This is a genomic window from Streptomyces sp. NPDC059373 (genome assembly GCF_042751495.1).
GTDB lineage: Bacteria > Actinomycetota > Actinomycetes > Streptomycetales > Streptomycetaceae > Actinacidiphila.
Window position 1 is genome coordinate 70975 of the sequence record NZ_JBHYXC010000021.1, and the last position, 12831, is coordinate 83805.

Annotated in this window: 8 protein-coding genes; 1 reads left to right on the top strand and 7 read right to left on the bottom strand. The window is 72.4% G+C overall.

Features of this window, described 5'->3' with window-relative positions:
- Window positions 1-12: 12 nt before the first annotated feature.
- The 4 genes from ACFXJ5_RS25570 to ACFXJ5_RS25585 form a co-directional block, all read right to left on the bottom strand.
- Window positions 13-1782 (bottom strand): IucA/IucC family protein, encoded by a 1770-nt coding sequence (locus tag ACFXJ5_RS25570; RefSeq protein WP_384635406.1) that lies wholly within the window; start codon window positions 1780-1782, stop codon window positions 13-15.
- Window positions 1783-1801: 19 nt separating this feature from the next.
- Window positions 1802-2497 carry a GNAT family N-acetyltransferase gene (locus ACFXJ5_RS25575; RefSeq protein ID WP_384635409.1) on the bottom strand — a complete coding sequence of 232 codons (696 nt, stop codon included), beginning with the start codon at window positions 2495-2497 and terminating at the stop codon, window positions 1802-1804.
- A 25-nt stretch (window positions 2498-2522) separates the two neighbouring features.
- Window positions 2523-4439, bottom strand: a complete 1917-nt coding sequence (locus tag ACFXJ5_RS25580; protein ID WP_384635412.1) for an IucA/IucC family protein — start codon at window positions 4437-4439, stop codon at window positions 2523-2525.
- Between the two features lie 72 nt (window positions 4440-4511).
- Complete coding sequence (locus ACFXJ5_RS25585; protein ID WP_384635415.1) at window positions 4512-5930, bottom strand: diaminobutyrate--2-oxoglutarate transaminase family protein; 1419 nt, start codon at window positions 5928-5930, stop codon at window positions 4512-4514.
- Window positions 5931-6126: 196 nt separating this feature from the next.
- On the opposite strand from ACFXJ5_RS25585, the gene ACFXJ5_RS25590 reads away from it, so the two are divergent.
- Window positions 6127-7305, top strand: a complete 1179-nt coding sequence (locus ACFXJ5_RS25590) for a trypsin-like serine peptidase (RefSeq protein ID WP_384635418.1) — start codon at window positions 6127-6129, stop codon at window positions 7303-7305.
- A gap of 62 nt (window positions 7306-7367) precedes the next feature.
- Here ACFXJ5_RS25590 and hflX read toward each other — a convergent pair whose 3' ends face one another.
- The 3 genes from hflX to ACFXJ5_RS25605 form a co-directional block, all read right to left on the bottom strand.
- Window positions 7368-8849: a GTPase HflX gene (hflX, locus tag ACFXJ5_RS25595; RefSeq protein ID WP_384635421.1), complete on the bottom strand. Its 1482-nt coding sequence runs from the start codon at window positions 8847-8849 to the stop codon at window positions 7368-7370.
- Window positions 8850-8951: 102 nt separating this feature from the next.
- Window positions 8952-10433 (bottom strand): M1 family metallopeptidase, encoded by a 1482-nt coding sequence (locus ACFXJ5_RS25600; RefSeq protein ID WP_384635424.1) that lies wholly within the window; start codon window positions 10431-10433, stop codon window positions 8952-8954.
- A 137-nt stretch (window positions 10434-10570) separates the two neighbouring features.
- On the bottom strand, window positions 10571-12703 hold the full coding sequence (locus ACFXJ5_RS25605) for a RelA/SpoT family protein (RefSeq protein WP_384635427.1): 2133 nt from the start codon (window positions 12701-12703) through the stop codon (window positions 10571-10573).
- Between the last annotated feature and the right edge of the window lie 128 nt (window positions 12704-12831).

Sequence of the window (12831 nt, forward strand, 5' to 3'; positions counted from 1 at the left end):
ACGCGGGTGCCGTCACAGAGCGTGCAGGGGGTTCTCGACGGTGCCGTGGACGGCGGCATGCGGCCGCTCGGACCGGTCGCGGTATCCGTCGAGGTGGAGGCGGTTGCGGTTGAGGCAGAGCCGGTCGATGCGCGGCACCAGCAGGTCGAAGGCGGCGAAGCGCTCCTTGAGGTGCGGGAAGCGTTCCTGGTGACGGACGATCTCGTCGCGTACGAGGGCCCAGAATTCCTGCTCGGGGACACCGAGTTGGTCCTCGCAGAGCGGGCTGAGGTATCTGAACACACCGATGAAGAGCCCTGAATGGATGAACTGCGTCAGAAACGCGGGCTCCTCGGTGAGCAGCACGGCCCTTACGTCGTCCGGCATCGAGGCGTGCTCGGGCAGCGGTTCGGCGCTGATGTTGATGTCGTCGACGAAGTCCTTCACGGCGAGGCGGACCGGGATGTCGTGGTCGTCGAAGACGACGATGGCGTTCTCACCGTGCGGCGAGAAGACGGTGCCGTACTGGTAGAGGAAGTGCAGCAGCGGGGGCAGCAGGACCGCGAACAGCCGGCGCAGCCAGACGCGCGGGGCGAGGCCGGAGCGGGCGACGAGCTCGGCGGTGAAGGAGCGGCCCTCGCGGTCGGTGTGGAGCAGGGCGGCGAGGGTGCGGGCCCGTTCCCCCGGGGCGAGGTGGCGGGCGAGCGGTTCGCGCCAGATCGCGCCGAGGAGCTCCTTGTACTGGTACGGGACCGAGGCCAGGCGGTCGTAGACGGGGTGCTCGACGGTGACGGAGGCGACTTCACCGAGCAGGACGACCCGGGTCTCGTCGCGGAGGAAGGGGTCGGCGTCGCGCAGGCCGTGCACCCAGGCGGTGACGGCGGGGGCGGCGAGGGTGCGCTCGGTGGGAAGGCCGCGCCAGACGAGGGTGTTGAGGATGGCGAGCGGGAGCTTGACGGTGTGGCGGTCGGGGCGGGTGAGGTTGAGGAAGGTGCGGATGGACTGCTGGGGCAGTCGGAGGTCGTTGTCGGTGGGCAGTGGGACGATGCTTCTGTCCGCGATTGAGGGGGTGAAGAGTGGTACGACGATTTCGTCCCACTGCCAGGGGTGGACGGGCAGATAGAGGTAGTCGGCGGGATCGAGGCCCTGGTCCCTGAGCACGGTGTCGAAGGTCCGGAGAGTTTCCGGGGCGAGTTCGCGTGCGTAGAGCCGGGCGGGGTCTTCGAGGCCGGCGGTGCCTCGGTAGCTGGCCAGCCCGGTGCGGGCGGCGATCCAGGGCAGGGGCTGGGGGTGACGGGCCTCGGGGGTCCAGCGGGCGGCGTCGGCGGCGGAGAAGCCGAGGCGGCCCTTGTTGAGAACGAGCCAGGGGTGGCCGGTCTGGTGGCCTTCGAGGGCGGCGTAGCCGAGATCGGCGAGCTGGGCGGCGGTGGCGCAGTTGCGGTCGAGGCGGGCGTCGGCGGCGAGGGTGGCGCTGAGCTCGCGCAGGAGGTGGCCGAGGGTGCCGCCGTCGATGCCGAGGACGGTGTCGTGGGCATGGGTGACGAAGTGGAAGGGGTCGCCGGTGGGGGTGATCGATGCGGGGTCGACACGCCAACTGCCGTAGGCGCCGCGGCGGGCGTGGAAGCGGTAGGTGAGGTCGGCGGTGAGGGGGAGGCGGTAGGCGTCGGGGCCGTGGGCGGGGTCCGGTTCAGGGGTGAGCACTTCTTCGTAGGCGAATTCGGCGAGGAGTTTGGCGAGTAAGCGGCGGGCAACGCGGTGCCAGGTCTCCTCGTCGAGTTCCTGGGGAAGGTGCAGCACGTTCATGGCTCCAGTCGGAGGAGGTTCAGAGGAGGTGACGTAGTACGCGGTCGCGGATCATGAGGGCCGCGTGTTTGGCGGGCAGCTCGATCTCGGCGGAGAGGCGGAAGCCTGCGGTGAGGAAGGCGGCGACGGAAGGGGTGTTGCGGAGGTCGGGTTCGGCGATGATGCGGGCGCAGCCGGGCCGGTGATCGAGGATCTGGTCGGCGACGGCTCGCAGGAGCGTCGCGCCCAGGCCCCGGGCCCGGTCGGCGACCCCGCCGATGAGGAGGTGGACGCCGGTGTCGTGCGGACGGGCCGGGTAGTAGCGGGCGACGGGGTCGAGGTCGGCCCGGTAGATCTCCCAGTAGCTCATGGGGGTGTCGTCGAGGACGCCGAGGCAGGGGACGCTGCGGCCGTCACCGTTGAGCTGAGCGCGCAGATGCTTCTCGGTGACCTCGGGCGGGCCGTCCAGTTCCCAGAATTCGGCCACGGCAGGGTCGTTCATCCAGCGGGTGAGGGTCCGCAGGTCGCGTTCCGGGCGTACGGGTACGAGGCGGAAGGTGCCGGCGGGAGTGTCGACCGGGCTCCAGTCGGCCACGCCGTCGAGCAGGTCGTCGAGCGGGGTCGGCCGGCCCGGCCCGACGGCGGGGTCGTCCGGGTCGTCGGGGAAGAGGACGAGGACCTCGGGCGGCAGCGTGAGGTCGAGGGTGTCGTCAGGGCCGGCGTCGGCGGTCGGCATCGCGGCGGCCTCCTGTCAGGGTGATTCACACAAGGGGGTTGGGGATGGTGACGTACACGGACTGGGTGTCGACCGGGCCGACGAGCTCGTCCATACCGTGCAGCCGGGTGAGGAGGTTGGCCTTGCAGCGCAGGACGGGGGCCTCCAGGAGCCGGGCGGGCAGGCCGGAGAGTCCGGTGGCGGCTGCCTTGGCCAGGAAGCCGCGGAAGGCGGCGATCAGCACCTGTTCGTCGGCGAGCTGCTGGGAGCCGAAAGCGCCGATGAGGCCGAGGACGTTGTTGATGCCGACGTAGTAGGCGATGCGCTCGTCGGCGACGGCGTCGGCGACGAAGGTGTCGCTTTCGGTGCCGATGCCGGGGAGGCGGCGGTCGAGCGCCTCGCGGTGGCTCTCGCGGTAGTAGTAGCCCTGGTTGTCGCGGTAGCGGCCGCCGCAGGGCCAGCCGTCGGCGTCCAGGACGACCAGGGTGTTCTGCTGGTGCGCTTCGAGGGCGATGCCGGCCTCACCGTCGAGCCACAGGATGGGCTGGACGACTGCTTCGAGGTAGCGCAGGAACCACTCCGCCGCCACGGCTGCCGCGGGGCGCCGGGTGCGGGCGGCGAGGCGGGCGACGAGCTGCCCGAGGCGCGAGCGCAGGGCGGTGTCCGGTGCGCCGGGCCAGGGGCGGGGGGAGGTCAGCCCAGCGACGCAGGCGGCGTCGTCGGTGGGGCCGAAGGGGTTGTGCCGCAGGACGACGTCCAGGCCCTGGATCGGTTCGCCGCTGTCCGGGGTGTCGACGGCGAGCCAGGCGGGGTCGCGGACGATGTCGAAGCCCGGATGCGCGGCGCGCCACTGCTCGGCGAGTCCGCTGCGCAGCAGACGGTGCACCTCGACGCCGCGGCGCAGCTCCTTGCGGAGGTTCTCCCGGCGGGAGTTGGTGATGCGCAGGCCCAGGGACAGCTTGAGCATCGCGGGCGCGCCCGGCCGGTAGACGGTGCGTACGGAGGAGGTGGGGTGCCAGGGGTCCCCGGCGGGGCCGAGGTCGTGGAGCAGGCCCGCGTCGAAGAGCGCCCGGGCGTCGGGGCGGTGTCGGATGTCCTTGGCCTGCCAGGGGTGCAGCGGCAGCGGCGCGGTGCCCTCGGGCAGGCGCAGGCCCGGGCCGGCGAGCCCGGTCGGTCCGGCGAGTCCCGCGAGAAGCTGGTCGGCGGCGACCGGGCGGCCGCGTTCGGTCCAGGCGGAGTCCATGGCCAGGACGGACCGGTCGACGGCCAGCCAGTGCAGGGGGAAGGCGCCGCGCAGCTCGGGCGAGTAGTCGCGGGCCTCGGCTTCGGAGAGGCCTTCACGGCCCTTGGGCGTGGGGTGGAGGGGGTGGCCCAGGATCAGCGCCTGCTCGGCGTCGAGGAAGGGGTGCGTATCGGCGGGCCCTGCGGGGGCGGCACGGCGTTCGGTGATGAATACGGCCGTCCGGCGCACGGAGTCCACCACCCGGCCCACCAGGTCCGCCCCGTCCGGCCCGACCGGCTCGGCCCCGGCCGCCGCCTCCCGGGCGATCAGCGCCGCCACGGTCACGGCGTCCACGGGTGGGCCGCCGGCCTCGAACCGCGCGGTCCCGAAGCGGTGGTGGCCCACGGCCGACCAGTGCCGCACCCTGATCCACAGCGCGGTCCCGCTGGCCGCGAACGGCACCCGCAGCACGCCGTCGCGCGGCTCGGCCAAGCCCGTCTCGCGCACCCAACACCGCAGCAGGCCCTCGACCCCGGCGGCGTCGGCTGCCGCGTAGGCGTCGGCCTGCTCCAGGGGGTCGTCCGTCGCCGTCCCGCGCGGGTCGTCCGTCGCCGTCCCGCGCGGGTCGTCCGTCGCCGTCCCGCGCGGGTCGTCCGTCGCCGTCCCGCGCCGTGCCTGCGGCGGCACGCCGGCCGCGTCCGCGGCTTCGGCCGGTTTGTCAGTGCCCGGAAGCACGGTCATCGCTTCGCTCCGTTCCTGCGGCAGCGGTTCGGGGCGGGTTCAGGGCCACCGGGCCGCGCCATGGTGCGCTGGTCATGCCGCGCCCTCGTGCGTGTCGCGCGCGGCCGCCGCGATGGCGTCGGCGAGGCGGTCGAGGACGGCTTCGGATTGTTCGTCGGTGATGGTGAGCGGGGGAAGGAGGCGGATGACGGCGGAGTGCCGGCCGCCGAGTTCAAGGATGAGGCCGCGGTGGAGGGCCTCTCGCTGGACGGCGGCGGCGAGGCGGGGGGCGGCGGGCAGCGAGCCGTGGTCGTCGGGCTCACCGGCGGTGTCGACGAGTTCGAGGCCGAGCATGAGGCCCCGCCCCCGGACGTCACCGACGCAGGGGTGGTGGGCGGCGAGGCCGCGCAGCCGGGCGAGCATCCGGTCGCCGAGCAGGGCCGCGCGACCGGCGAGGCCCTGCTCGCGTACGTACGTGAGGGTGGCGGCGCCGGCGGCCATCGCCAGCTGGTTGCCCCGGAAGGTGCCCGCGTGGGCGCCGGGGCGCCAGGTGTCGAGCTCCTCGCGGTAGACGATGACGGCGAGTGGGAGGCTGCCGCCGACCGCCTTGGACAGCACCATCACGTCCGGGACGATGCCGCTGTGCTCGACGGCCCAGAAGGCTCCGGTGCGGCCGACGCCGGTCTGCACCTCGTCGGCGATCAGCGGGATGCCGCGGGTGGCGGTGATCGCCCGCATCCGGCGCAGCCAGGAGTCCGGCGCCGGGATGACCCCGCCCTCGCCCTGGACCGGTTCGAGGATCATGCCGGCGGGCGGCTGGATGCCGCCCTTGGGGTCGTCCAGCAGGTTCGCGGTGAGCCGGGCGCCCAGCTCCGCGCCCCGGTCGCCGCCGACGCCGAAGGGGCACCGGAAGTCGTACGGGTAGGGCAGCCGGGTCACCAGTGCCCCGGCGGCCTCGCCCGCCGCGCCCCGCACCGCCGTGTCGCCGGTCGCGGCGAGCGCGGCGGCGGTCATGCCGTGGTAGGCGCCGGAGAAGGCGAGCAGGCCGCTGCGCCCGGTGGCGGTGCGTACGAGCTTGATGGCTGCCTCGACCGCGTCCGTGCCGGCAGGTCCGCAGAACTGGACGCGCCCGCGCTCGGCCAGCTCCCGGGGCAGCGTCTCGAACAGGGCGGTGGTGAAGGCGTCCTTGACCGGGGTGGCGAGGTCGAGCACATGCAACGGCGCCCCGGAGTCGAGGACTTCGCGGATCGCCTCCAGCACGACCGGGTGGTTGTGGCCGAGCGCCAGCGTGCCCGCGCCGGAGAGGCAGTCGAGGTAGCGGCGCCCGTCGGCACCCTCGATCGTCATGCCACGGGCCCGGACCGGGACGACGGGCAGCGAACGGGCGTACGTCCTGGCCCCGGACTCGCGCAGCGACTGGCGCCGCAGGATGCCGTCCCCCTCGGCGAAGTCGTCGGCCGGCCCGGCCAGTTGGCCCGGCGGTCGCTCCGGCGCGCTCGAAATGGCGGCCACGTACTCACTCCTCGGCATCGGCGGCGGCTCCCCCCGCCACCTCCAACGACCGGCCGCGCTCGCGGGCAACTGCCTGCGCTCAAGATCCTCACAACGGAACCACAGACCCGCCCCTGGCCGTCCTCAACCACACCGGCATAGTTGGGCGTTGCCCGTCACCGGGCGGAAGTCATGTTCACAACAGGGGGATCCACCCATGCCATCCATACGGCCAGCCGTCGCCGCGGCCGCGGTCGCCGCGCTGCTCGCGGTGACCGCCACCGCCTGCGGGCCGTCCGACAACACAGCGGACAACAAGCCGAGCCCGTCCGCCACCACTTCGGGCACCAGCGGCCTGAAGCTCCCCAGCTCCCTCCCCACCAGTGTCGATGACCTGGACAAGTGGAAGGACGCCCTCAAGAAGGGCGGCTGGAAGAACTGGGACAAGGAGAAGTGGCTGCGGGACGCGGCCGACTTCATCAACCCGATCATCAAGAACCTCTGGGACGCGGACCGCCTGCGCCACGCCGACAAGACCCCGGCCGAGGACCAGGACACCTCCGACGTCTCCAGCGCCGACAACGGCACCACCGACCCTCAGCCGTCGGCGGTCCACGCCAAGCAGCTGTCCACGCCGTACCACAGCGCCTCCCCCGCGACCGGCAAGCTGCTCTTCGACATGCCCAAGGGCCAGGCGGTCTGCTCCGCCACCGTCGTGAGCGACCCCGCCCACCCGGGCAAGAGCAACCTCGTGTGGACCGCCGGGCACTGCGTGCACGCCGGCGCCTCGGGCGGCTGGTACCGCAACATCGTCTTCGTACCGTCCTTCAACGACAAGGGCCTGACCGGCTCCGCGCTGAAGACCGCCACCAAGGAGCAACTCGCCCCGTACGGCACCTGGTGGGCGCAGAAGGCCGGCACCTCGCAGCAGTGGATCGACGGCGGCGGCGAGTCCTCGGCGACCAGCACCGCTTATCCGTACGACTTCGCCGTGCTCAAGGTGACCAATCCGGACTCCGGCAAGTCCCTGGAGGAGACGGTCGGTGCCTCCGTCCCGGTGTGGTTCGACGCCCCCTCCGCCGACGGCATCAACAGCCTCCGGGCGGACGGCTACCCGGCCGCCGCGCCCTTCGACGGCTACGGCTACCAGCAGTACAGCTGCACCGCCGACCCGGTCCGGCTGAAGCTGACCTCGGACTCGCCGACGATGAACTGGCTGGGCTGCACCATGACCGCCGGCGCCTCGGGCGGCGGCTGGTTCGCCAGGAAGCCGGACGGCACGACCGCGCTGGTCAGCAACACCTCGATCGGCCCGGCCGACGCCCACACCTGGCTGGCGGGACCGCATCTGGGCTCCCAGGCCAAGTCCCTCTTCGACAAGGTCCGCTCGTCATAGCTGATGACGAAGGCCCGCCCCCTGCATCCATGGGGCGGGCCTTCGTCGTACGACGACCGGAATCAGCGGCGCGCGACGAGCGCGTACGGCTCCAGGTCCGCGGCCAGCTCGTCATGGACCCGCGCCTTGAGCAGCGTGCCCTCGCCGGTGTGCTCCTCGGAGAGCACCTCGCCGTCGGCGTGCGCCCGGGCGACCAGTCCGCCGTGCGTGTACGGCACGAGTGCCTCGATCGTGACCGCCGGGCGCGGCAGCTCCTCGTCGATCAGCTCGAGCAGTTCCTGGATGCCCAGGCCACTGCGCGCGGAGACCGCGATGGCGTGCTTCTCGTTGCGCAGCAGGCGCTGCAGTACGAGCGGGTCGGCGGCGTCGGCCTTGTTGACCACCACGATCTCGGGCACGTCGAGCGCGCCGACATCGCGGAAGACCTCGCGCACAGCCGCGAGCTGCTCCTCCGGCACCGGGTGCGAGCCGTCGACCACATGCAGGATGAGGTCGGCGTCCCCCACCTCCTCCATCGTCGAGCGGAAGGCCTCGACGAGGTGGTGCGGCAGGTGCCGCACGAAGCCGACGGTGTCGGCCAGCGTGTAGAGCCGTCCGCTGGGCGTCTCGGCCCGGCGCACGGTGGGGTCGAGGGTGGCGAACAGCGAGTTCTCCACCAGGACGCCCGCGCCGGTGAGCCGGTTGAGCAGCGAGGACTTGCCCGCGTTGGTGTAGCCGGCGATCGCGACCGAGGGCACCTTGTGGCGCTTGCGCTCCTGGCGCTTGAGGTCGCGGCTGGTCTTCATCTCCGCGATCTCCCGGCGCATCTTCGCCATCTTCTCGCGAATACGCCGCCGGTCGGTCTCGATCTTGGTCTCACCGGGACCACGGGTGGCCATACCGCCGCCCGAGGATCCGGAGCCACCGCCACCCATCTGCCGGGACAGCGACTGACCCCAGCCGCGCAGCCTCGGCAGCATGTACTGCATCTGCGCGAGCGAGACCTGCGCCTTGCCCTCACGGCTCTTGGCGTGCTGGGCGAAGATGTCGAGGATCAGGGCGGTGCGGTCGACCACCTTGACCTTGACGACGTCTTCCAGGTGGATGAGCTGGCCCGGGCTGAGCTCACCGTCGCAGACCACGGTGTCGGCGCCGGACTCCACGACGATCTCCCGCAGCTCCTGCGCCTTGCCGGATCCGATGTACGTGGCCGGGTCGGGCTTGTCGCGGCGCTGGATCACGCCGTCGAGGACGAGGGCGCCGGCTGTCTCGGCGAGGGCCGCGAGCTCGGCCAGCGAGTTCTCGGCGTCGTCCGCCGTGCCGTCCGTCCAGACGCCGACCAGGACGACCCGCTCCAGGCGAAGCTGACGGTATTCGACCTCGGTGACGTCTTCGAGCTCGGTGGAAAGTCCCGCGACGCGGCGGAGCGAGGCACGGTCGGAGCGGTCGAACTGGTCGCCGTCACGCTCGCCGTCGATCTCGTAGCCCCAGGCGGCGTCCTCTTCCATCAGGGCTTCGGCCCGAAGGCCACGGGTTTCCGGAGAAGAAGAAGTGGAGGAGGTCATTGGATCCTTTGCTCGGTGGAAGACAGATGTCCTGGAGTCTCAACGCCGGGCGGGCCCGGAGGATTCCCCTCCCACGATGGTCGCACGGGCGCTCACCCCGCGTCACGTGTGTTTTGCGGTGCCAGCGCCGCGCGGCTTGCTCTTGGTGGGCGCCGGGCCGTCGCTCTTCCAGTCGGAGTGCCCCGGCATCGGCGGGGTGTCCTTGCCGTACAGCCACGCGTCCAGGAAGCCGGTCAGGTCGCGGCCGCTGATCTGCGAGGCCAGGGCGATGAAGTCCCTGGTCGAGGCGTTGCCGTCGCGGTAGCGGGAGACCCAGGCGCGCTCCAGGCGCTGGAAGGCGGCGGGGCCGATCTCCGTGCGGAGCGCGTACAGGGCGAGGGCGGCGCTGACGTAGATGTTGGGCCGGAAGATGCCGAGCTTGCCGTTCGCGCCGGGGGGCAGCGGGGCGGCGGGCGGCCCGCCGGCGTCGCGGACCTGGCGGTCGACCCGGTAGACGGTGCGGGCCAGGTCGTCGAGCTTGAGGCCGTACTTCTCGGCGGCGTACAGCCACTGGTACCAGGTGGCGTGGCCCTCGTTGAGCCAGACGTCGGACCAGGACTCGGGGGTGACGCTGTCGCCGAACCACTGGTGGGCCAGCTCGTGGACCATGACCGGCGCGGTGTCGGCCTCCGAGGCGAGCAGCACGCGGCGCTCGAAGAGGGAGAGGGTCTCGGTCTCCAGCTCGAAGCCGGTGGTGGTGTTGACGCTGAGGATGCCGTACGTCTCGAAGGGGTACGGGCCGACCTGCTTCTCCATCCAGTCGATCTGCCCGGAGGTCAGGGCGAGCCGCTTGTCCAGCTTGTCCTTGTCCTTGTCGGCGGCGGCGATGACGTCGCGCAGCGGCAGGCCGTGCGGGCCGGTGCGGTGCAGGACGGTGGAGTGGCCGATGGAGACCTGGGCCAGCTCGGTGGCCATGAGGTGGCTGGTGCGGTACGTCCAGGTGGTGGCGGGCCCCCGGGTCACCTGCGACTCGGGCAGACCGTTGGCGACGACGGTGAGGTCCTTGGGGGCGGTGACGTGGAAGGCGAAGCGGGCCTTGTCGGAGGGGTGGTCGTTGCAGGGGAAGACCCGGTGGGCGGCGTCGGCCTGGTTCGCCATGGCGAGTCCGTCGGGGGTGCGGATCCAGCCGCCGTCGTCGCCCGCCTTGGGGTCGCTGGTGTGGGCCACGGTGATCCGCAGCGGGCTGCCGGCCGGTACGGGCATCTCCGGGGTGATCACCAGCTCCTCGCGCACGGTGGAGTACGTGGCGGGGCGGCCGTTGACCTGGACCGAGCGGACCGTGCCGCGGGCGAAGTCGAGGTCGAAGCGGGTGAGGTTGTCCTTGGCGAGGGCGTCGATGCGGGTGACGGCATCGAGCGGCTTGTCGTTGCCGTGGTAGTCGAGAGAGATGTCGTAGTTGAAGACGTCGTATCCGGCGTTGCCCAGGTCCGGGTACAGCCGGTCGCCCACCCCTGCGGGGGAGGCGCCACCGGGCAGGGCCGCGGCGGTCAGGACGAGCACCGCGACGGCGGTGAGAGTACCTCGGCGCGCAAAGGGTCCGATCATGCAATACGGCTATCAGCAGGCCGTACGACAACGGTGGCGGCGCGTCCGCATCCCACCCGAACGGGTGGCAGCAGTCCCCTGGCCACCGGTCCACCTGCCCACCGGTCCGGCAGGAGATCCGGCTGCCCGACGGCGGACTACGCCCGGACCGCGGCCACCTGACGCTGCGCCCGGTAGACGTCGTAGACCCCCGGGACCGCCCGCATCGCGCGCATCAGGGCGGGCAGCGCCTCGGCGTCCGGCAGCTCGACGGTGTAGGTGTGGCGGACGCGGTGCTCCTGCGGGGGCTCGACGGCCGCGAAGACGATGCCGACGCCCTGGCCGGCGATGACCTCGGTGAGGTCGGCCAGCAGGCGGGGGCGGCCGAGTGCCTCGGCGAGCAGGGTGGCGCGGTAGCCGGAGCCGGCGGTGCCGATGCGCCAGCGCACGGGGACCTGGTCGCGGCCTGCGGCGGCCATACGGTCGGCGGTCGGACACTCGCCGCGGTGCACGGCGACCGTGCCGCCCCGGATGACGAAGCCCGTGACGTCGTCCGGCGGAACCGGGGTGCAGCAGCGGGCCAGCCGCACGGCCGCCCCCGGCAGGTCGGTCTCGGCGACGGGGTCGGCGGCCCGGGACGTGACGGCGGCCGCGGTGCGCACGGCGGGGGCGGCGGGGGCGGCCTCCGCGGCCGAGGCGGGGTGGGCGTCCAGCCAGCGGGTGATGGCGATCCGGGCGGCGGGGGTGCGGGCGTGCTCCAGCCAGTCCGGCGAGGGGCCGTACACGTCGCTGCCCGGACCCTCGGCGCCCATCAGCAGCTGCAGGGTGTCGCCGTCGCGCAGCACCGTGCTCAGCGGGGCGAGCCTGCCGTTGACCCGGCTGCCGACACAGGCGTGGGCGGCCTCGCCGTGCAGCGCGTACGCGGCGTCCACGCAGGTCCCGCCGTCGCGGAGGCCGACGGTGCCGCCGTCGGCGGAGAAGACGGTGATCTCGCGGTCCTGGGCGAGCTCGTCGTGCAGCGCGCTCCAGAAGGTGTCGGAGTCGGGGGCGTCGCGCTGCCAGTCCAGCAGCCGGGAGAGCCAGCCGGGCTGGGTGGGGTCGACGCGCTCGCCGTCGGTCGTCACCGGGGCCTCGCCCACCGCGTACGGATTGCCGAGCGCGACGACGCCGGCCTCGGCGACCTTGTGCATCTGCCGCGTACGGACCAGGACTTCGGCGATCTCGCCCTTGCCGTCGGCGATGGCGGTGTGCAGCGACTGGTAGAGGTTGAACTTCGGGGCCGCGATGAAGTCCTTGAACTCCGCGATGACCGGCGTGAAGCAGGTGTGCAGCTCGCCCAGCACCGCGTAGCAGTCCGCGTCCTCGCCGACGAGCACCAGGATCCGGCCGAATTCGCAGCTGCCGGGCCGGATCCCGCCGCGTTTGACGCGCACCCGGTGCACGGAGACGGCATGGCGGGGCCGGACCAGCACCTCGGCCGCGATGCCGGCCTCGCGCAACACGCCGCGTACGTCGACGGCGACCGCCTCGAGCGGGTCGGGGAGCGCGGCGTGCGCGATGAGGGACTCGCGGGTCCGGTCGTAGTCCTCGGGGTGCAGGATCGCGAAGACCAGGTCCTCCAGCTCGGTCTTGAGCGCCTGCACGCCGAGCCGTTCGGCGAGCGGGATCAGGACGTCGCGGGTGACCTTGGCGATGCGGGCCTGCTTCTCGGGGCGCATGACACCGAGGGTGCGCATGTTGTGCAGCCGGTCGGCGAGCTTGATCGACATGACCCGTACGTCGTTGCCGGTGGCGACCAGCATCTTACGGAAGGTCTCCGACTCGGCGGCGGCGCCGTACTCGACCTTCTCCAGCTTGGTGACGCCGTCGACGAGATAGCGGACCTCCTCGCCGAACTCCTCGCGGACCTGATCGAGGGTCACTTCGGTGTCCTCGACGGTGTCGTGGAGCAGAGACGCCGTCAACGTCGTGGTCTCCGCGCCGAGTTCGGCGAGGATGAGGGTGACCGCGAGGGGGTGGGTGATGTACGGCTCGCCGCTCTTGCGCATCTGGCCGCGGTGCGAGGACTCCGCCAGGACGTAGGCGCGGCGCAGGATGTCGATGTCGGCGCCGGGATGCTGCGCCCGGTGCACCTTGGCGATGTGCTCGATGGCGTCCGGCACCCGGCTGCGGCCGCTGCCCGGCCCGAGGAGTGCGGCCCGGCCCAGTCTGCGCAGATCGGCCCCGCGGAGCATGAGCCGGCCGCGCCCGCCCCCACTGGACACGGCATCCACTGCGTTGTCTGCGCTCATATCGCACCTCCGGCAGCGTCGACCGGCGGCGGGAACACATCCGTGCCGGTGCTTGATGCTACCGAGCCCACCACGTGCGGCTGCCGCGCTCTCGCCCAGAGTGATCGTCATCACCCGTTCGAGGGAAC